The sequence below is a fragment of the Flavobacterium sp. CR10 genome, from assembly GCF_055814415.1.
On sequence record NZ_CP185985.1, the window covers coordinates 5,111,965 to 5,131,668 of the forward strand.

The 19,704-nt window shown below is 32.9% G+C and carries 19 protein-coding genes; 12 read left to right on the forward strand and 7 right to left on the reverse strand.

Features of this window, described 5'->3' with window-relative positions:
- Positions 1 to 71: 71 nt before the first annotated feature.
- The gene (locus ACNRYB_RS21510) at positions 72 to 1,016 is read left to right on the forward strand and encodes a LysR substrate-binding domain-containing protein (RefSeq protein WP_202003428.1); all 945 of its coding nucleotides are present in this window, start codon (positions 72 to 74) and stop codon (positions 1,014 to 1,016) included.
- A 31-nt stretch (positions 1,017 to 1,047) separates the two neighbouring features.
- Here ACNRYB_RS21510 and ACNRYB_RS21515 read toward each other — a convergent pair whose 3' ends face one another.
- Both ACNRYB_RS21515 and mnmC2 read right to left on the reverse strand, forming a co-directional pair.
- Positions 1,048 to 1,245, reverse strand: a complete 198-nt coding sequence (locus ACNRYB_RS21515; protein WP_008468486.1) for a hypothetical protein — start codon at positions 1,243 to 1,245, stop codon at positions 1,048 to 1,050.
- Positions 1,246 to 1,411: 166 nt separating this feature from the next.
- On the reverse strand, positions 1,412 to 2,074 hold the full coding sequence (gene mnmC2 / locus ACNRYB_RS21520) for a tRNA (5-methylaminomethyl-2-thiouridine)(34)-methyltransferase MnmC2 (RefSeq protein ID WP_473728693.1): 663 nt from the start codon (positions 2,072 to 2,074) through the stop codon (positions 1,412 to 1,414).
- A gap of 309 nt (positions 2,075 to 2,383) precedes the next feature.
- On the opposite strand from mnmC2, the gene ACNRYB_RS21525 reads away from it, so the two are divergent.
- Positions 2,384 to 3,454 carry a branched-chain amino acid aminotransferase gene (locus ACNRYB_RS21525; protein WP_473728694.1) on the forward strand — a complete coding sequence of 357 codons (1,071 nt, stop codon included), beginning with the start codon at positions 2,384 to 2,386 and terminating at the stop codon, positions 3,452 to 3,454.
- Between the two features lie 240 nt (positions 3,455 to 3,694).
- On the opposite strand, the gene ACNRYB_RS21530 is transcribed toward ACNRYB_RS21525, so the two are convergent.
- The gene (locus tag ACNRYB_RS21530) at positions 3,695 to 4,075 is read right to left on the reverse strand and encodes a pyrophosphohydrolase domain-containing protein (RefSeq protein WP_057116704.1); all 381 of its coding nucleotides are present in this window, start codon (positions 4,073 to 4,075) and stop codon (positions 3,695 to 3,697) included.
- A gap of 419 nt (positions 4,076 to 4,494) precedes the next feature.
- Here ACNRYB_RS21530 and ACNRYB_RS21535 point away from each other — a divergent pair, with 419 nt between their 5' ends.
- The 4 genes from ACNRYB_RS21535 (at position 4,495) to ACNRYB_RS21550 (ending at position 7,253) form a co-directional block, all read left to right on the forward strand.
- Positions 4,495 to 5,688 (forward strand): SRPBCC family protein, encoded by a 1,194-nt coding sequence (locus ACNRYB_RS21535; RefSeq protein WP_473728695.1) that lies wholly within the window; start codon positions 4,495 to 4,497, stop codon positions 5,686 to 5,688.
- A 79-nt stretch (positions 5,689 to 5,767) separates the two neighbouring features.
- Positions 5,768 to 6,310 (forward strand): RNA polymerase sigma factor, encoded by a 543-nt coding sequence (locus ACNRYB_RS21540; RefSeq protein ID WP_473728696.1) that lies wholly within the window; start codon positions 5,768 to 5,770, stop codon positions 6,308 to 6,310.
- Between the two features lie 33 nt (positions 6,311 to 6,343).
- A complete protein-coding gene (locus ACNRYB_RS21545; RefSeq protein ID WP_129745535.1) occupies positions 6,344 to 6,763 on the forward strand; it encodes a hypothetical protein in 420 nt (139 codons plus the stop codon).
- A 31-nt stretch (positions 6,764 to 6,794) separates the two neighbouring features.
- Positions 6,795 to 7,253, forward strand: a complete 459-nt coding sequence (locus tag ACNRYB_RS21550) for a sensor of ECF-type sigma factor (RefSeq protein WP_129745533.1) — start codon at positions 6,795 to 6,797, stop codon at positions 7,251 to 7,253.
- 71 nt (positions 7,254 to 7,324) lie between these two features.
- Here ACNRYB_RS21550 and ACNRYB_RS21555 read toward each other — a convergent pair whose 3' ends face one another.
- Positions 7,325 to 8,386: a WD40/YVTN/BNR-like repeat-containing protein gene (locus ACNRYB_RS21555; RefSeq protein WP_473728697.1), complete on the reverse strand. Its 1,062-nt coding sequence runs from the start codon at positions 8,384 to 8,386 to the stop codon at positions 7,325 to 7,327.
- 121 nt (positions 8,387 to 8,507) lie between these two features.
- Between ACNRYB_RS21555 and ACNRYB_RS21560 the strand changes: the two genes are divergently transcribed.
- From ACNRYB_RS21560 to ACNRYB_RS21575, 4 genes are all read left to right on the forward strand, one after another.
- Positions 8,508 to 8,948 (forward strand): hypothetical protein, encoded by a 441-nt coding sequence (locus ACNRYB_RS21560; RefSeq protein WP_473728698.1) that lies wholly within the window; start codon positions 8,508 to 8,510, stop codon positions 8,946 to 8,948.
- 109 nt (positions 8,949 to 9,057) lie between these two features.
- Complete coding sequence (locus ACNRYB_RS21565) at positions 9,058 to 10,356, forward strand: hypothetical protein (RefSeq protein WP_473728699.1); 1,299 nt, start codon at positions 9,058 to 9,060, stop codon at positions 10,354 to 10,356.
- Between the two features lie 133 nt (positions 10,357 to 10,489).
- Positions 10,490 to 12,463, forward strand: coding sequence for a KUP/HAK/KT family potassium transporter (locus ACNRYB_RS21570; protein ID WP_129745525.1), 1,974 nt, complete (start codon positions 10,490 to 10,492; stop codon positions 12,461 to 12,463).
- Between the two features lie 136 nt (positions 12,464 to 12,599).
- Positions 12,600 to 13,814, forward strand: a complete 1,215-nt coding sequence (locus tag ACNRYB_RS21575; RefSeq protein ID WP_129745523.1) for an RsmB/NOP family class I SAM-dependent RNA methyltransferase — start codon at positions 12,600 to 12,602, stop codon at positions 13,812 to 13,814.
- A gap of 383 nt (positions 13,815 to 14,197) precedes the next feature.
- Here the strand turns inward: ACNRYB_RS21575 and ACNRYB_RS21580 are convergent, their stop codons facing one another.
- Positions 14,198 to 15,241 (reverse strand): AMP-binding protein, encoded by a 1,044-nt coding sequence (locus ACNRYB_RS21580; protein WP_473728700.1) that lies wholly within the window; start codon positions 15,239 to 15,241, stop codon positions 14,198 to 14,200.
- 4 nt (positions 15,242 to 15,245) lie between these two features.
- Positions 15,246 to 16,178, reverse strand: a complete 933-nt coding sequence (locus ACNRYB_RS21585; RefSeq protein WP_129745519.1) for a CPBP family intramembrane glutamic endopeptidase — start codon at positions 16,176 to 16,178, stop codon at positions 15,246 to 15,248.
- Between the two features lie 114 nt (positions 16,179 to 16,292).
- Between ACNRYB_RS21585 and arsC the strand changes: the two genes are divergently transcribed.
- Positions 16,293 to 16,637 carry an arsenate reductase (glutaredoxin) gene (gene arsC / locus ACNRYB_RS21590; protein WP_129745517.1) on the forward strand — a complete coding sequence of 115 codons (345 nt, stop codon included), beginning with the start codon at positions 16,293 to 16,295 and terminating at the stop codon, positions 16,635 to 16,637.
- Positions 16,638 to 16,728: 91 nt separating this feature from the next.
- Positions 16,729 to 19,179 (forward strand): TonB-dependent receptor, encoded by a 2,451-nt coding sequence (locus ACNRYB_RS21595; RefSeq protein ID WP_473728701.1) that lies wholly within the window; start codon positions 16,729 to 16,731, stop codon positions 19,177 to 19,179.
- A 221-nt stretch (positions 19,180 to 19,400) separates the two neighbouring features.
- Here the strand turns inward: ACNRYB_RS21595 and ACNRYB_RS21600 are convergent, their stop codons facing one another.
- A complete protein-coding gene (locus ACNRYB_RS21600; protein WP_008468464.1) occupies positions 19,401 to 19,574 on the reverse strand; it encodes a hypothetical protein in 174 nt (57 codons plus the stop codon).
- Between the last annotated feature and the right edge of the window lie 130 nt (positions 19,575 to 19,704).

Sequence of the window (19,704 nt, forward strand, 5' to 3'; positions counted from 1 at the left end):
AGTAACTTTACTAAAATAAACATAAATAAAAATTATATTTTCTTATTTTTGCATCACAAATTACTATCAACATGACTATAACTCAATTGCAATATGTGTTAGCGGTTGCTGAGCATAAAAACTTCACTCTTGCTGCTGAAAAATGCTTCGTAACACAGCCAACTTTAAGTATGCAAATACAAAAAATTGAAGAAGAACTTAATATTTTAATTTTCGACAGAAGCAAAAAACCGATTCAGCTTACTGATATAGGACAGAAAATTGTCAGCCAAGCAAAAAACATCGTAAACGAGGCTGATCGTATAAAAGATATTGTAGAACAGCAAAAAGGTTTTATTGGCGGAGAATTTCGTTTAGGAATTATTCCAACGATTATGCCTACGCTTCTGCCAATGTTCTTGAATAATTTCATTAAAAAATATCCAAAAGTAAAACTCTTAATTGAAGAGCTTAATACAGAGGAAATTATTTTGAAACTTAAAAACGGACATCTAGATGCTGCAATTGCCGCAACTCCGCTTGAAGACGAAAAAATCAAAGAAATCGTATTGTATTTCGAACCATTTGTAGCCTACATTCCCGAGCATCATGCTAGTTTCCAGAAAGAAGAAATTGAAGTAGCCGACTTAAACTTGAATGAAATTCTGCTTTTACAAGACGGCCACTGCTTTAGAGACGGTATTTTGAATTTGTGCAAAAATGTCTCAGACGCCGACCAGACTAATTTCCAGATTCAAAGCGGAAGTTTTGAAACTTTAATTAAATTGGCAGACGAAGGCCTTGGTACAACGTTACTTCCGTACTTGCACACCCTAGACTTAAAAGAATCCGACAAACTGAAACTTCGTAATTTTAAGGAACCAAAACCAGCTCGAGAGGTAAGTTTGATTTACCCAAAGAGCGAATTAAAGATGCAAATCATTGATGCACTCAGATCTACAATTGCTGGCGTTGTAAAAGGCGCAATTGTTTTTCAGAATGTTCAAATCATCAGTCCATTACAAAAGAAAGCGTAATAAAAAAGGAGCCAATTTGGCTCCTTTCTTTTTATACTTTAATTAGTTGTAGACTTTGTTTTAATTCTGGTTTTCCGACAACGAAATTCAGTAACCATTCCTGCAATTGTTCCATTTCGTAAGGTAACAGTGTTTTGATAGCTTTTTCTAACTCTTTGCAGAAAAGTACCGGATCGAAACTAACTCTTTCAAGTATTGATTTCGTGTAATCAAACATCATTTTTGACATAATAAAATAAGATTTTCGGGGGTTATCTATTTTTTTAAACTCGAACCAAATTTAAACAAATAACCAACATAAATATTACTTTTAACTTATTTTTTTAAAAACTTTAGCAACGAATACGTTTTCTTAAAACAAATAAATCAATGTAGAATTATTCTAAATTATTCATTTAAACCTTTTTAAAAGCTCGAAACATTTCTCTTTTTCCTGGAGGTCCTGTTAATTTTTCTACTGTAAATCCGACTTCGATCATACTTCTTTTAACAACTCCTCGAGCTGCGTATGTAACCAAAACGCCGTTTGGTTTTAGACTATTGTACATTTTCTGAAAGATCTCAGTACTCCAAAGCTCCGGCTGCACTCTATATCCGAAGGCGTCAAAGTAAATCAAATCAAAAATTTCAAAATCGTTTATTTCGTGAAAAAATTGTTTCCTTTTGGTTAACGAGAACAGATCGCAAATTTCTGCTTTTTCGTTCCATTCACTTTTATGCATTTTCTCAAAAATGTTCTCAAATTCCAATGCCTCAAGTTCAGCGGCATAATTCATCTCCAAGATTTCATCCGCATCAACAGGATACGCTTCTACTCCAACATAATCTATTTTCTGATTTTTTCTAATAGCTTCCAAATACGTGATAAAAGCATTCAAACCAGTTCCAAAACCTATTTCTAATATACTTATAGGATTATCAAATAATGAAAGTCCGTTTTTAATAAAAACATGCTTCGCTTCCTGAATTGCACCATGTTTAGAATGATAGCATTCGTCCCATTCTGGCAAACGAATTGTAGTTGAGCCATCTAGCGTTTTAATTATTTCTCTTTTCACCTTTTTAAGAATTTAGTAATGGCTTTTTATTGATTTTCAAGCCATTTTAATATTCAAAATTAGTCAAAACAAATGCGTAAAGCCTTAAAAAACGATACTTTTTTCATAAAATCTTTATAAAAATCAATTAAATATTTGAGTTTATTATAGGATAAACAAATCTCAGTCAAAACGAGTAAATAATGAATTTTCGCCAAGCATTTTACAGATTTTTACGTAATTTTGCATTCAATAAATTCCATTTTACACGATATCATCACTTTAGAATTTCTGATAGTGAAAAATATCTCACAAAAAACTTACATAACTATGAGTACAACTCAAACGAGCAAAATTGAAATCATTAAAGCTACTTCTACAAAAATAAATGAGGTAGATTTTGACAACTTAAGTTTTGGTGCTGTATTTACAGACCATTTATTCGAATGCGATTTTAAAAACGGGCAATGGCAAAATCCTGTCATTAAGCCTTATGCTCCTATTTTGATGGATCCATCTTCAAAAGTCTTCCACTACGGACAAGCTATTTTTGAAGGAATGAAAGCTTATAAAGACGAAAATAATGACATTTGGTTGTTTAGACCAGATGAAAATTACAAACGTTTCAATAATTCTGCTGTTCGTATGGCAATGCCAGAAATTCCAGAATCTATTTTTATGGATGGTTTAAATGAATTATTGAAAATTGATCAAGAATGGATACAGAGAGGAAACGGAGCTAGTATGTACATTCGTCCTTTTATGATTGCTACAGGTCCTGGAGTTATCGCAAATCCTTCTGATGAATATAAATTTATGATTTTACTTTCTCCTGCAAAAGCATATTATGGAGGTGAAGTAAAAGTTATTATTGCCGAACATTTCAGTAGAGCTGCAAATGGTGGAATCGGAGCTGCAAAAGCTGCCGGAAACTACGCTGCTCAGTTTTACCCAACTAACTTGGCAAACAAAGATGGTTTCCAACAAGTTATTTGGACTGATGATGCAACACATACAAAACTAGAAGAAGCTGGAACAATGAACGTTTTCTTCAGAATCAACGATACTTTATTGACAGCTCCAACAAGCGAAAGAATTTTAGATGGTGTTACTAGAAAAAGTTTGATTGCAATGGCTGAAAAAGAAGGATTAAAAGTTGAAGTTCGCCCAATAATTGTTTCTGAATTGGTAGAAGCTGCTAAAAACGGATCTTTGAAAGAAATCTTCGGAGCGGGAACTGCTGCAGTAATTAGCGTTATCAAAGGATTCTCTTATAAAGATGAATACTTCGAAATGGCTCCAATCGAAAATTCGTATGCTTCTTTCTTAAAAGAAAAACTAACTAGTCTTCAAAACAAACTTTCTGAAGATACTTACGGATGGACAGTTAAAGTTCAATAATCCAAAACCATATTAAAAAAGAAACCCGATAAATTCAACGTTTATCGGGTTTTTCATTTTTCCTTTATTATTAAATTTTAGCTTCTCGTTGCGGAGTTACTTGCGAAGATTTGCTTCGCCTGTTCGCTATCGCTCGGGTCTCTTTCGTCGAAATGACAAAAATAACGTAAAGCTTTGCGAACTTTGCCTTTTTATAAGAACTGTAGAAAAAAACTTAGCGTTCTTTGCGTTTAATCTTCTTTACAACAATTTAGAAAAATCAGGTTTAAAATAATTTGGACCTTTCATTACTTTTCCGTCTTCTCGATAGATAGGTTTTCCGTCTTCACCTAATTTACTCATATTACTACGCTGAATTTCATCAAAAACAGCCTCAATTTTATCTTGAAGTCCGTGCTCAATAATAGTCCCGCACAAGATATACATCATATCTCCAAGTGCATCTGCAATTTCAACCAAATCATTATTTTGAACCGCTTCGTAATATTCTTCATTTTCTTCCTTCATTAAATTGTAACGAAGTAATTTTTTCTCTGCTCCCACATCGGCAATTGGAGTTGCACTGTGGCCAATTTTAAAAGCAGTGTGAAATTCGGTTACGGCGTCAAGTTGTTTTTTCATATAGTAGTTTTCTTTTTTTTGGCTAATTTAAGTCACTTTCTAATAAATCTGAAAATTTATTGAACGAAATGAAAAGGCAATTTAGCAGCAAATCGTTTACAAATCTCTAAATTTGCTAAAAATTTTTATAATTATGTTTAGTCAAGGACAAATACTATTTGGAGTATGTTTTTTTATCGCTTTTGTAATCATTATGATATTTGCTTATCGAAAAGATTTGAAATTACACAAAGTCTTTTATAAAGGAAATTACAAAGTACTCCTTGCCTTTCTGCTTTTCATTGTCCTTTTGTTCGTAATTAAAATCTTTCTAAAAAGATAAATTATTCTGGTCGCAATAAAATAAAACCTAATAATTCTGGGTTATTAGTAAGACTCATAATAAAATTTATAACTTTACCGAAACCAATTAATCTGCCATGAAAATTCTAAAGTATTTATTTCTTTTTGCACTTTTAAGCTTTGTTGCTCTTACTGTTTTTGTTGCTACTCAGAAAGGAGATTTTTCTGTAGAAAGAAGTAAAGTTATCAATTCGCCTCGTGCAACGGTTTATAATTACTTAAACGACTTTAGAAATTACGAAGATTTTGAATCATGGTCAGTTGAAGATCCTTCTATCAAAATGACTTATGCCAATAAAACAAGCGGAAATGGCGCTACATTTTATTGGGATGGCGCTGATGGACAAGGAAACTCTATTATCCTTAAAACAAAAGACGGCGAAAGTATTGATCAAAAAATGCAGTTTGATGGCACCGAAGCCGATGTAAATTGGACTTTAAAAGATACTTTGAACGGAAAAACAAAAGTTACTTGGAAAGGAAAAGGAACTATGAGTTTTCTATTTAAAATATACACTGCTCTTCATGGCGGTTCAGATAGAGTTATTGGAACTATCTATGAAAAAAGTTTAGCTAATATTGACAAAAACTTAGATTACGAAACCAAAACTTTTGCTGTTACAGTAGATGGAGTGGTAAAGAAAACCGAAACTCCTTATATCAAACAGACTTTTACTAGCGAAATTGCCAAAGTAAGCAAAAATGCGAGAATTGTAATTCCGAAGCTTATTCACTTTAGCGAAACAAATGGATTGTCTGCGGTGGGAAAACCGTTTATTATTTATCATACTTACGACACTAAAACTGGTTTAGCAAAGATTTCAATCTGTCTGCCAATCAATAAAGAGATTTCAACAAGTTCAGGAAGCGATATTTTAGCAGGAAAATTAAATGGTTTTGATGCCGTAAAAACAACTCTAAACGGAGATTACTCTCATAGAAATGAAGCTATTGCAAAAACAACAGCTTATATCAACAATCAAAAGATTATTCCAGATTTAAGCTGGTCGCATCTTGAAATCTTGACATTAAGCAAATTGGATGTGAAAGCTTCTTCTAAATTGGTAACTGAGATTTATTTCCCAATAAAACCAAAAGTAGTTCCTGCTTCTGTTGTAACCGATCCTGTTTATGCTCCAGAAAATACTGGCGAAACTACAAGCGAGCCACGTACTGAACAGCCACGTACAGAGCCTGTAAAACGCAAACCAGCTGCGCCAACTCCAGCTCCTGCACAAACACCCGCACAAGAAGAAGACTCAGAATTTTAAATAATTTCAAAAGCATATTAAACCTTTTGCTTTAAATTCTGTCTAACTTCTATTAAAGTAAGTTTACAAAACAAAAAGTTTGATAGGCGAGAAAGAATTTATAAAACAATTATTAACCCCTGAAACGCAAAATGTTGCGTTTCAAAAACTCTTGTCTGATTATCAGAAACCTTTGTATTCTCATATTCGAAACATTGTTTTGAATCATGATGATGCCGACGATGTTTTACAGAACACTTTTGTAAAAGTCTTTCAAAATCTTAAAAACTTTAAAGGAGAAAGTAAACTGTTTTCCTGGATGTATCGTATTGCTACTAACGAAGCTTTGACTTTTTTATCGCAAAAAGCAAAACTGAGCGGCATTTCGTCTGAAGATCTGCAAAATAAAACGATTGACAATTTAAAAGCCGATCTTTATTTTGACGGAGATGAAATTCAAATCAAACTTCAAAAAGCAATTGTAACGCTTCCGGAGAAACAACAATTAGTTTTCAAAATGAAATACTTTGAAGAGTTAAAATATGAAGAAATTGCAGATATTTTAGGAACATCTGTCGGTGCTCTTAAAGCATCTTATCATCACGCAGTAAAAAAAATCGAATTATATGTTACATCAAATTAAACCTTTTGTAACAAAAAATGTCTTATAAATATTATGAAAACATTTAAATTAGAAAACGAACCCAAAATAAAATCTGGATTTAAAACTCCGGAAAACTATTTTGATGATTTTTCAGAAAAGGTTTTACAGAAATTAAATGAAAAAGAAGTTAAAGTAATTCCTTTTTACAAACGTAAAAAAACAATTTGGACAGTGGCCGCTGCAGTGGTTGGCTTTGCATTATTAATTCCTATCATAAATAATTATAGAGCAAATTCAAACGAACTTGACGAAGCTACATTAGAAAATTATTTATCGTATCACTCCAACATAAGCCAATACGATTTGATTCAAAAATTAGACGACAGTGATATAGAAAAATTAGGCAACGACGTTACTTTGGAAGACGAAACCTTAGAAGACATTTTGGCAACGAGTCCAAACCTAGAACACTTAATTTCAGAACAAAATTAAATCAAACTTAACTCAACAACTTAGCTTAACAATGAAAATAAAGAACATTTTACCGCTATTGCTATTTCTGATAAGTTTTTCATTTTTTGCACAAAATGGAAAAATTGATGAAAAGCGAGAAAAAATTAAAGCTTTTAAAGTGTCATTTTTAACGACAGAATTAGAACTAACTTCTACCGAAGCCGAAAAATTCTGGCCAATTTACAACGCTTATGACGATAAGCAATATGAATTGAAGTATTTAAAAATGAAAACTTATCTGAGACAGCTAAAAGATGACAATCTTAAAAATCTTTCAGATAAAGAAGCAGCAACACTATTATCTCAAATTGAAAGCACGGATAAGGAAATATATCAGCTTCGCGAAAAGTATATGAATAGTCTAAAGAAAGTACTTCCTGCAAAGAAAATACTCCTACTTAAAAAATCTGAAGACGATTTTAACCGAAAATTATTGCAACAATACCGAGACAAAGCCAATAAAGATTAAGCTTAACAAAACAACAGCGATAAGAACCCTATATAATAATACTTACTTTATTATTTAGGGTTCTTATTTTTTTATTTAAAATTCAATCGAACTACTTTATTATGTCCAGCTGCGATTGCAGTATTTCTATTCACAAATCGAATAGTAAAAAATCTGTTATCTGTAGAAAGCTGCATCCAGTTTTCTCCTCCATTTTGAGAATATTGAATTCCTTCAGAACCTACACAAACAATTTCTCTCCCATTACCTCCTGGAACATATTGCACACATGATGCATAACCAAATCCCATATTCTGACCAATTAATTGCCAAGTCTTACCGCCATCTTTTGTGAAAGCTTTATTATTGGCTTTATTATTAGGCAGATCATAATCTCCTCCTGCAATGAAACCTTGCTTAGAATCGTAAAAATCGGCAGTAAAAATTCCTGTCATTTGTTTTCCCTGTACGATAGGAGTTTCTACAACTTTCCATGTTTTTGCTTTATCTGGAGAATAAAAAACACGCGCTTTTTTTCCGCCCGAAACCAGCCATGTATCGTTTCCTTTTATAACTATATTGGTATTGCTGGCTGCAAAAGCTGCTTCTCCAGTACTATTTGTTGGCAATTTATCAGAAAGCAGTTTTGTCCACGTTTCTCCACCGTCACGAGTAACAATAATTGAGAATGTATCTTCTGTTGGATCACCAATTGCAATTCCTTCCTTATCATTCCAAAACTGCATGCTATCGTAAAAAACCTTCGGATTAACTTCTTTATAGACCAATTTAACTTTGCGGTCTTTTTTAGAAACTGAATAAAGAAGTGCAGGATTTGCCACACTCAATAAAAAAATATCTTTTGAAGTTTGCGCAATACTTCTAAATTCTAATTTAAGTGTATCACGATAAATATGCTCTTCAAATTTTTCTTTTTTATCCAAATCATAATACCCAAAACGAGAATTATCAGCTCCGTACCAAACTTTATTTTTATCAATAAGAATTGCTCTAATACTAATTCTGTCTTTAAACAATGTATCTATTGTCATTGATGTAAAACCATTATTATAAACAACGTCGGTTTTATAATTAAATGTCTTAAAAGACATCAATAAAATAAAAATAACACAAAATAAAGAGAGTTTTTTCATAGGAAATTTAAAATTTGGTTAACGCTAAAATACGATTATTTATAAAATATCAAAATCATTCTGCATTCTTTTCTGGCACGATAGTTGTTTTCTTACAAATAAAATATTTAACAAGTAAAATATGAAAAATATACTATTTACAGGAATATTTATACTCTTAGTAAATTCCCTCATTGCTCAAAAAGTTAATGTATATCCTAAAAACTCTTATGTAGAAGAAAATTTAGATTTAAACGCCGTTTCCTTGATATTTTCTCAATCTATAGACGCTGCAGATTTCGAAACAAGATTAAACTATCCAGATGAGAGAATCTCCAACTTAGATTTAAACCATGATGGAAAGGTTGACTATTTAAGAGTTTCAGAAAAAATTCAAAACAATATAAAAATCATAATTATTCAATCGGAAATAAAACCAAATATATTCGAAGACGTGGCGACCATTAATATCATAATGAATTCAAGAAATACTGGCTGCAGTAATGATTCCGGAATTCGAGCAAAAGATATTATTATTCCTTTTGTCTTTACAGTTTTAGATGTATTTCTTCATAGACGATAACAAAAAAACAATTTGATAATCAAAGACTAAACGTCAAAATCATGTTACATGTATTTTATGGCACAGTAATTGGATATCTCAGAATATTAATCTTCAATATGATTTTATCATGAAAGCGAAAATACTTTTACTAGCCCTATTTGCATTAGGAATTAGTTCTTGCCAAGCCCAAGCTGGAGCTACAGTTTATGCAAAAAACTCAGATATAAGCGATAACTTAGACTTAAGAGCTGTTGCTTCGATGTTTGGAGAATCAGCTAACCTCCAAGATTTTGAAAGACGTTTAAATGATCCAAAATATCAAATATCAAATCTTGACCTTAACGGTGATGACGAAGTAGACTATCTTCGTGTAATCGAAAGTGTTGAAAACAGAACTCATGTTGTTATTATCCAAGCGGTTTTAGATCGTGATGTTTACCAAGACGTTGCTACAATAGACGTAGAAAGAGACAATTACAATAAAGTAAGTGTTCAAATTGTTGGAAACTCATACTTGTATGGAGCAAATTATATTTACGAGCCTGTCTATAGTGTTGTTCCTGTTATTTATACTTCATTTTGGGTAACCAATTATAGACCTTATTATTCAACTTGGTATTGGGGTTATTACCCAACATATTATAGCGCATGGAGACCTTATCCTGTTTACAGATACAGAAACAACATTAATGTTTGCATCAATGTACACAATACATACAACTATGTGAATGTAAGAAGAAGTTACAGAGCTCCAGCAATCTATGAAACAAGACGTACTTATGGTTACGAAAGAATGCGTCCAAACTACAGCTTTGCTGAAAGACATGCCAACACATCTAATAGATATGAATTAGACCAAAGACGTGTAGCGAGCAGAGAAGCTAATAGAAATACATACAACACAAACAGAAATTATACAGGAAGAACAACATCTGACAATGGTATTTCTAACAGAACATATGCTGAAAACAGAAATGCTACAAACAGATCATCTGTTGACAGAAGCAACAATACTAATAGAGATTATAATTCTACAGGCAGAAGTACTGAAAGTGTAAACACAGAAAGAAACACAAATCGTGGCGGTTATTCAAATAACGGCTATAATTCTCAAAGAGTTGAAAACAGTGTTAGAGTGCAAAACACTCAAAGAGGGGATTACGGAATCCAAAATACTTCTAATACATCAAGAGGATATTCTAATCGTGAAGCATCTGCTCCAAGAACAGAGAGAAGTTCAAGAAGCTATTCTGAAAACCAATCTAGCAATTCAAATAGAGATTACTCTGCTAGACCACAGCAAAGCCAGCGTTCAGAATCTCCACGAATGAGCCAAGAATCTTCTAGAGGAAACCAAGAATCTAGAGGTGGACAAAGCCAAAGAGACAATGGTTCAAGTTCAAGAGGAAATGGAAGACGAGGTTAATTTTTGAAATAAATAATAATCAAAAAAGTAAGCACAATTTTACGATTGTGCTTTTTTTTATCTTTTTAATTATAATTGCCACTAATTTGTTTTAAAACAGTAAATTTGCAACCGTCTTTTTATAAAATTATACATGAGCGCATCGCATAAAAACTTACATAGTAAGTTGTCTATTGGGGGTTTATTAATTACTTTAGGGATTATTTATGGAGATATTGGTACTTCTCCATTGTATGTAATGAAGGCTATTTTGGGCGATCACACGATAAATGCTGATATTGTTTTAGGAGGTATTTCTTGTGTGTTTTGGACACTGACATTACAAACTACAATTAAATATGTACTTATTACTTTAAGTGCAGACAACCACGGCGAAGGAGGAATTTTTGCCTTATATGCATTAGTCAAGAAAACAAAAATTCAATGGCTTATTGTGCCCGCGATTATTGGTGGTAGTGCACTGCTCGCAGATGGAATTATTACCCCGCCTATTTCGATTTCTTCTGCTGTAGAAGGAATTAGGGCATTCTACCCTACGATGCAGACACAAACTATTGTGTATATCGTAATTACAATTTTATTCGTTTTATTCACCATTCAGCAGTTCGGAACTAAATTGGTCGGCAAATTCTTTGCTCCAATGATGTTAATCTGGTTCGCAATGCTTGGTACTTTAGGAGCCATTCAAGTATTGAATTATCCTGAAGTAATTAAAGCAATTAATCCTTATTACGCTTATCATTTATTATCGATACATCCTGATGGTTTCTTTGTTCTTGGTTTCGTATTCTTATGTACAACTGGAGCTGAGGCTTTATATTCTGACATGGGGCATTGTGGAAGAAAAAACATCAGAATCAGTTGGATTTTTGTAAAAACCACTTTAGTCTTAAACTATTTTGGACAAGCAGCTTACTTAATTCACCACGAAGGAAGCACTCTACAACAATTAGGAGGAGAAAATGGAAATCCGTTTTACTTAATCATGCCACATTGGTTTTTACCATTCGGAATTGTAGTTGCAACCCTTGCTGCCGTAATTGCTTCACAAGCACTTATCTCGGGTTCGTTTACATTGATTAACGAGGCAATGCGTCTGAACTTCTGGCCAAAAGTAAAAATCAAATATCCAACAGAAGTAAAAGGTCAATTATACATTCCGTCAATCAACTGGCTATTGTTTTTTGGCTGTGTTGGAATTGTTTTACATTTCGAGAAATCAGGAAATATGGAACATGCGTATGGTCTTGCCATTATTTTGTGTATGATCATGACTACCATATTATTGAATTACTACTTAATCATGAAACGTGTAAAACTGTACTTTATGGTGCCGTTGATCACTATTTATTTATTGATTGAGTTCAGTTTCCTTTTTGCCAATATCACCAAATTTGCAGAAGGCGGTTATGTAACCTTAATCATCGCGAGTTTGCTCATTTCTGTAATGACAATCTGGTATTTGGCTAAGAAAATCAACAAAAACTACACTAAAGTGGTTAAAGTTGACGATTACAAACAAGTTTTAGTAGAATTAAGCCAAGATCTATCTATTCCGAAATATGCTACGCATTTGGTTTATATGACCAATGCAAATCGCGTTGACGAATTGGAGGAAAAAATCATCTATTCTATCCTTCAAAAACGCCCGAAAAGAGCCGATATTTATTGGTTTGTTCACGTAAATATTTTGACTGAACCTTACAAAACGCAATATAAAGTAACTGAAATTGCTAAAGACGATATTTATAGAATTGATTTCAACTTAGGTTTTAGAGAGCCAACCAAAATCAATTTGATGTTTAGAGAAGTTATCAAAGATATGGTAAAACGAGGCGAAGTAGATATTACGAGCCGTTACGAATCTTTAAATAAAAATAATATTATTGGAGATTTCAAATTTGTATTGTCTGAGAAATTCTTATCAAATGACAACGATTTAAGATGGCATGAAAACATTATCATGAATTCTTACTTCTTCATCAAAAAACTGAGTTTGTCTGAAGAAAGAGCTTTCGGTCTGGACAGCAGCTCTGTTAAAATAGAAAAATTCCCGATGGTGCTTCACGCTCCAGAAAATATTGGATTAACGCGTATTACAAAATAATAGGCTTTTAAATAATTCAAAAAAAACACTCTAATTTGGAGTGTTTTTTTCTTTTAATACGAGTTAGATTAAGATTCAGTATTAAAAATTTAACTTTCAATCAATTAATAGTACCTTTGCAACTCAAATTATAGAAATGAGATTACACAGAAATTTAGTTTATACTACCATTGACTCTTTAAATGCCATTTTCAACGAAGGAGAATATGCAGATAAAGTGGTAGCTAGAGCCTTAAAAAAAGACAAACGTTGGGGAAGTTCTGACAGGAAGTTTGTTGCTGAAACCATATATGAAATTGTTCGATGGAAACGATTATACGCAGAAATTGCCGAAGTAAAAGAACCTTATGACAGAGACAATCTATGGAGAATGTTTGCTGTTTGGGCTGTTTTACGCGGTTATCCTATTCCAGATTGGAGACAATTGGAAGGAACTCCTGAAAGAAAAATCAAAGGCCGTTTTGACGAATTATCTAAAACCAGAGCCATCAAAGAATCTATTCCAGATTGGATGGATGAATTGGGCGTAAAAGAACTTGGTGAGAAAGTTTGGGCAAAAGAAATTGCTGCGCAAAATCAGCCAGCGAAAGTTATTCTTAGAACCAATACTTTAAAAGGCACAAAAGAAAGTCTTCGCAATACTTTAATGGATTTAAATATTGAAACTGAATATTTAAAAGACCAGCCAGATGCTCTTGTTTTAAAAGAAAGAGCAAACGTATTTTTGACAGACGCTTTTAAACAAGGACTTTTCGAAGTTCAAGATGCTAACTCTCAGTTAGTTGCAGGATTTTTGGACGTAAAACCTGGAATGCGTGTCGTGGATACTTGCGCGGGAGCCGGAGGAAAAACATTGCACATGGCTTCTTTAATGGAAAATAAAGGACAATTGATTGCAATGGACTTATACGAAAGTAAATTGAAGCAATTGAAATTAAGAGCTAAAAGAAATGGCGCTTTTAATATCGAATACCGCATTATCGACAGTACAAAAGTGATTAAAAAATTACACGAAAAAGCTGATCGTGTTTTAATTGATGCGCCTTGTAGCGGATTAGGAGTTTTGAAAAGAAACCCTGATTCAAAATGGAAATTACAACCTGAATTTATCGACAACATTCGTAAAGTTCAGAGCGAGGTTTTAGAAAGCTATTCTAAAATTGTAAAACCAGGCGGAAAATTAGTTTATGCAACTTGTTCAGTTCTTCCATCAGAAAACCAAGAGCAGGTAGAGAAATTCTTAAAAACAGAAATCGGAAAACAATTTACTTTTATTGAAGATCGTAAAATGTTAGCTTCAGAATCTGGTTTTGATGGATTCTATATGGCTCTTATGGAACGTAAAAAATAGGAAATTCCAAATTCCAGCCTTGGAATTGCTTAATATTTAAAATCCCAAATTTCAATCTGAGTTATTGAAATTTGGGATTTTTTATTTTTTTTCTACTCTTCAAACAATTATTCCCACTGTTTTGTCATTTCGACGTAAGGAGAAATCTTCGTTAGAAACTCCACAAAGATTTGCCTATTGGAGCGGAGCTACTTGTGAAGATTTCTCCTTACGTCGAAATGACAAGATTGCGAAAACTTGAAATTTATTTTTGCGTTCCAGCTTGGAACTCCACTTGCCAACTTTGTCAAAGTTTAAAACTTTGACAAAGTTCTAAACGCACAGCATTGGAATTTGCACCCGAGCGTTAGCGAACAGGCGAAGCAATTTTAAATATTGGAATTTTAATCCTGAAGGGTAGGTTTTCGCAACAACTTTCCATTTTCATTTTCTTTAAATTTTGAAACGAAAACTATTTCTTTTGGCTTTTCATACTTTCCTAAAACATCAAAAAAATTAGGTTCAAATTCTTGTTTTTCGCCTTCGATAACCAAAACTAATTTTTCTCCTAAAGTAGTATCAGGAAGTCCTGTTACAAAAAATCTATTGGCAATTTTCCCGATTAGTTTAGATTCTATCTGTTCTGGAATCAGCTTTACTCCTCCACTATTGATTACGTTATCAATTCGTCCTAAAAATTTAAATTGCTGTTCATTGACTAATTCTACCAAATCATTGGTTACAATTGGCTCATCTGAAATAGAAGCGACATTAATAACCAAGCATTGGCGATCATCTTGAGAAATTTTTACATTTGGAAGAATCGAAAAAACAGAATCTCCCAAACGTTTTGCTGCAATATGCGTAATCGTTTCGGTCATTCCATATGTTTCATAGATTTCTGTTTTTAGTGGCAAAAGCTTTTCTTCAAGAGCCGAATCTAATTTTGCTCCTCCAATAATTAATTTACGAACTTTTGAAAGTCCTTCTATAGAATTTTGAACTTGAAGTGGCACCATCGCAACAAAATCGTACGTAGTCGTATTTAATTCGAGCGGATGAAGACTTGGCGAAACCACATCCAATTCTAGACCTAAAATTAAACTTCTTACCAGCATCATTTTTCCAGCAATAAATTGTGTTGGAAGACATAATAAAGCTTTATTCCCAGGTTCCAAATCAAAAAAATCGCCAGTTGCCAATGCTGATTGAATCATAGCCTGTTTTTTTAATCTGACTAATTTTGGAAGACCTGTTGTTCCAGAAGTTGTCATTTCGATATAGTCTTTTTTATCAAACCAATCCAAGAAAAACTCTCCTATTGACTGTTCGTACGCATCGCCTTCTTTTATGTAACTATAAGCCACACGGCACAAATCTTTTGCGTTTAAATGGTATCCGTTTAGTTTGAAATAATTGTGAACGTTATCTTGAGTTAAGTTTTGCATATTCTTAAGCATTTAATTCGACATTACTAATTTTTCCTGTTAGCTTATCTTTCCAATTTGTCCAGCCATATTTTTTACTAAAAATAAAAAGTAAAATAGGATAAATGACAAAAACTGGAAGAATTACATCTATTCCCGCTGAGGGTTCTGAAAGATCTTTAAAAATAGAATTTGTTTGAAAAACGGTCCAATCTGAGGTCACCAATAATGCTCCAACAAGATTGTTTGCAGCATGAAATCCAAGTGCCAATTCCATTCCCTCATCCATTAGCGTTATTACACCTAGAAACAATCCCGTTCCTATATAATAAATCATAATAATATTTCCCATTTTAACAACTTCCGGATTTGCCCAGTGCATGGAGCCAAATATTACAGAAGTCATCAGAAGCGGAAACCATCTGTTTTGAGATAAATTGGCAAATCCTTGCATTAAATATCCTCTAAAAACATACTCTTCTGTGCTGGTCTGAATTGGAATTAAAATGCATCCTAAAAGCGCTAATATTAAAAAAGGAACCAATTTAAACTGTAACATAAATTGCTCTGGTGATCTTAGATAAACAAATAAAAAGCTCAACAGCGAAAAAAAAGCCCATAAAAAGAAAGAAAACCAAATTCTCTTCCAATCTACTTTAGCTCTTGAAGTTGTCACCGACAAAAGAGTTTGATGATGAATGTATTTTACTACAAAATAAATTCCTGCAAAAGCAAAAACAAAAGAAACCATTACCAGAAAAAGAGTTGTATTAGATTCAAACATTTTCATAATCCCTTCGTTTGTCGTCGGAAAAACTTTATGTTCGGTAAATGTTTTATAAAATACAGCTGCCGTAATTGGAATTTGCCCTATAAAAGATGCTGAAATAATAAATACTGATCCTAAAAGATATTTCCAAAACTTATTTTCAGGTTTAATGCCTTGTTCTAAAAACATAAATTTAAAATTTTAAAAAATGAGAATTTAAATTCGATAAGTTAATCTTACTTTTGACATTGCTAAAATATCCCATTTTATTGTACGAATATTGCAACGTTTAAATATAAGAAAATGATACAAATTTACCATAATCCGAGATGCGGAAAATCAAGAAATTGCCTTGCTTTTATTGAAAAATCAAAACAAGATTTTGAAATCATACCTTACTTAACTGAAACTCCATCTTTTGACCAATTAAAAACATTATTAGGCCAACTAAATTTAGAGCCAATCCAACTCGTTAGAACTAAGGAAAAAATTTGGATTGAAAATTTTAAAGGAAAAGCTCTGAGCGATGACGAGATTATAAATGCCATGGTAGAAAACCCAATTTTAATCGAACGCCCGATTGTTGTAAAAGACGGAAAAGCTATAATTGGCCGAGACCCAGAATTGGTTGCTTCTTTTTTAGATTGATTCTAAAATACCCTATTAACATTTTTTTGTGATTTTTCTCTTTAAACCAAAAACTACATTTGGCGTCTAAAGAGAAAAAGAAAACCAGAAAATGAAAAAAATCAAATTTGCCGTATTACTTGTATTCTTGTTTACAAGTTTTTACAATTACTCTCAACAAGGTTCCGGAGGCAGACCCAAAGTAAAAGTCACCGGAAAAGTTTTCGAGAAAGTAAGCAAACAACCTTTAGAGTATGCTACAATTTCACTTACTGCTCCAAATGACACAAAAGTTGTTGCTGGAGGTATTACGAACCCGAAAGGAGAATTTGAAGTTGCGGTTGCACCCGGAACTTATGATATAAAAGTGGAGTTTATTTCGTTCAAATCAACTGAAATTAAACAAAAAAGCATTCAAGGCGATACTAATTTAGGTGTTGTAAACCTATCTGAAGATGCCGCGCAATTAAACGAAGTTGTCGTGCGTGCTGAAAAATCGACTGTAGAAATTAAACTGGACAAAAAAGTTTACAACGTTGGTCAAGATATGATTGTAAAAGGCGGAAGCGTAAGCGATGTTTTAGACAATGTACCCTCCGTTTCTGTTGATACAGAAGGAAATGTAAGTTTAAGAGGAAGCGACAACATTCGTATTTTAATTGACGGAAGACCTTCACAAGCTATAAATATTGCAGAAGCTTTAAGACAGCTTCCAGCGGATGCAATTGACAAAGTAGAAGTAATTACAAACCCATCAGCACGTTATGACGCTGAAGGTGGTTCTGGAATTATCAATATCATCCTTAAAAAAGGAAAAAATCAAGGTTTCAACGGAACTTTTATTGCTTCAACAGGTTTACCGGAAACGTATGGATTAAGTGCCAACTTAAATTATAAAACTGAAAAGTTAAACTATTTTACAACTGCAGGGTATAACTACAGAACTACAGAAGGAGCTGGCCAAACAAATTCTGAATATTTAAATCCAGATGGCACAACAAAAAGTTTCTTAGATGAAGACCGCGATACAAAACGTCTTAGAAAAGGTTTTAATGGAAGAGCTGGTGTTGAATGGACTATAACGCCATCTACATTCTGGACAAACGCCATCAATTACCAAAAAAATAGCGGTGATGATAGAGATTTGATCAATTATTACAACTACGATGCTGCCCATAATTACACTGGAACAACATATCGTTTAAATAATGCAGATACTGGAAGCGAAAACTTTGAATATACTTCTAATTTGATTAAAAATTTCAACGATAAGGGACACAAACTTACTGCAGACCTTTCGATTTCAAGAAATACAGATGACAGCTTTAGTGAAATTACAGCTTCACCAAATTTCAATAACACCCTAAACGATCAGATACAAAAGCAAGTTCTTTTTCAAGCAGATTATGTATTGCCTTTAGGGAAAGGAGGTCAGTTTGAAGCAGGTTATAAAGGAAGTTTCGGCGATCTAAACAATGAATATTATGTAACCGAAAATGGCGGAGCAAAAGATCCGAACTTATCTAATACTTTAGAATACAAAGAAAACATCAATGCGCTTTACACGCAATATGGCTTTAAAGTAAATAAATTCTCTTATTTATTTGGTTTAAGATGGGAAGACACAGATATTCACGTTAACTTATTAGACAACAGCGATTTCAACACTAAAAAATACAACAACTTATTTCCGAGTGCATTTATTAGTTATGAAATCTCAGATCAAAGCAACTTCACTGCAAGTTATAGCAAACGTCTAACTAGACCTAGAGGACGTTTCATGAACCCCGCGGTAAACTACGCTAGCAATGTCAATATCTTTCAAGGAAACCCGGATCTAGATCCTTCTTTAACAGACAAATACGACATTGGCTATATCAAAAAATGGGATAAGGTAACCTTTAATACATCTGCATACTTTGAAGACACAAAAGACGTTTTCAGCTTTGTGCGATCTCCTACAGGTGATCAAGTTAACGGAATTCCTGTAATTAAAAGCCAGCCTATCAACTTAGGAAAAGAGCAAAAATTTGGTTTTGAATTTACATTTAATTACACTCCATACAAATGGTGGAAATTAAACAGTAACTTCAACTTCTTTAATGTAAAAACAACAGGAGAACATAGTTATACAGATACGCAAGGAAATGAGATTGTTCAAAATTTAGACAATCAGGCTAATTCTTGGTTTGCAAGAGTAAACTCTAAAGTTACACTTCCGTACAAAATTGACTGGCAGTTGACAGCAATGTATAACGGAGAACAAAAAACAGCTCAAGGTAAAAACTTAGGCCAATTCGGAATGAATACCGCTTTCAGTAAAGATGTTATGAAAGATAAAGGAACTATTGCTTTCAACATTAGCGACGTATTCAATTCACGAAAAATGAGATCGTATACGTATTTAGATGATGTAAATTCATATAGCGAATTTCAATTCCGTAAACGTCAGTTCAATTTATCATTCACTTACCGTTTCAATAAACCAAAGAGTGAGAGAGATAAAAATGCACAACCAAGAAATGATGGCGGTGGAGACGGCGGCGGAGATTTTCCTGGATAAAATCTTTTAAATTCCAATGTGGATAAAAAATTCCAAATTCCAATTTTATCATTGGGATTTGGAATTTTCTATTTATAAGGAAACCCGACAGGTTTTAAAAACCAATCGGGCTTAAATAAACTTATTAAATTGGAATTTAGATTTTTTGATATTGGAATTTCCTTTTTTTTGGCACAAAAAAAAGAACCCAAAGGTTCTTTTTTTATGACATCAATCTAAAATTAAATAGATTGTTCTTCTTGTCTTTTTCTGGCTCTTTTCTCTTTGATCATTTCCCAGCTAGCTCCTGTTACCCAATAAGATAAGAAACCTACCAAGAAAAACATTAACCAAAACCCTATAGTTAGTATGGTTAAGAAAAGTAAAAAACCTAAGTACTGTGAAAATTCAAACATGTTTTCCGGAATTTTTGAATGTTACGACAAATGTAGCGTATATATTTTTTCTCAGCAATAAAAACTAAATCAATTTTCGTTAAATAACATTTATCCGTATATTTATACTCATTTTAAATAAGCTTTTTTA

Excerpts from the sequence above, each read along its gene's own strand:
- ACNRYB_RS21555 (WP_473728697.1), bottom strand. The coding sequence starts at position 8,386 with ATGAAAAAACTCTCTTTATTTTGTGTTATTTTTATTTTATTGATGTCT.
- ACNRYB_RS21560 (WP_473728698.1), top strand. The coding sequence starts at position 8,508 with ATGAAAAATATACTATTTACAGGAATATTTATACTCTTAGTAAATTCC.
- ACNRYB_RS21600 (WP_008468464.1), bottom strand. The coding sequence starts at position 19,574 with ATGTTTGAATTTTCACAGTACTTAGGTTTTTTACTTTTCTTAACCATA.
- ACNRYB_RS21570 (WP_129745525.1), top strand. The coding sequence starts at position 10,490 with ATGAGCGCATCGCATAAAAACTTACATAGTAAGTTGTCTATTGGGGGT.
- ACNRYB_RS21525 (WP_473728694.1), top strand. The coding sequence starts at position 2,384 with ATGAGTACAACTCAAACGAGCAAAATTGAAATCATTAAAGCTACTTCT.
- ACNRYB_RS21515 (WP_008468486.1), bottom strand. The coding sequence starts at position 1,245 with ATGTCAAAAATGATGTTTGATTACACGAAATCAATACTTGAAAGAGTT.
- ACNRYB_RS21530 (WP_057116704.1), bottom strand. The coding sequence starts at position 4,075 with ATGAAAAAACAACTTGACGCCGTAACCGAATTTCACACTGCTTTTAAA.
- ACNRYB_RS21595 (WP_473728701.1), top strand. The coding sequence starts at position 16,729 with ATGAAAAAAATCAAATTTGCCGTATTACTTGTATTCTTGTTTACAAGT.
- ACNRYB_RS21575 (WP_129745523.1), top strand. The coding sequence starts at position 12,600 with ATGAGATTACACAGAAATTTAGTTTATACTACCATTGACTCTTTAAAT.
- ACNRYB_RS21580 (WP_473728700.1), bottom strand. The coding sequence starts at position 15,241 with ATGCAAAACTTAACTCAAGATAACGTTCACAATTATTTCAAACTAAAC.
- ACNRYB_RS21565 (WP_473728699.1), top strand. The coding sequence starts at position 9,058 with ATGAAAGCGAAAATACTTTTACTAGCCCTATTTGCATTAGGAATTAGT.
- ACNRYB_RS21550 (WP_129745533.1), top strand. The coding sequence starts at position 6,795 with ATGAAAATAAAGAACATTTTACCGCTATTGCTATTTCTGATAAGTTTT.
- ACNRYB_RS21535 (WP_473728695.1), top strand. The coding sequence starts at position 4,495 with ATGAAAATTCTAAAGTATTTATTTCTTTTTGCACTTTTAAGCTTTGTT.
- ACNRYB_RS21510 (WP_202003428.1), top strand. The coding sequence starts at position 72 with ATGACTATAACTCAATTGCAATATGTGTTAGCGGTTGCTGAGCATAAA.
- ACNRYB_RS21585 (WP_129745519.1), bottom strand. The coding sequence starts at position 16,178 with ATGTTTTTAGAACAAGGCATTAAACCTGAAAATAAGTTTTGGAAATAT.
- ACNRYB_RS21545 (WP_129745535.1), top strand. The coding sequence starts at position 6,344 with ATGAAAACATTTAAATTAGAAAACGAACCCAAAATAAAATCTGGATTT.
- arsC (WP_129745517.1), top strand. The coding sequence starts at position 16,293 with ATGATACAAATTTACCATAATCCGAGATGCGGAAAATCAAGAAATTGC.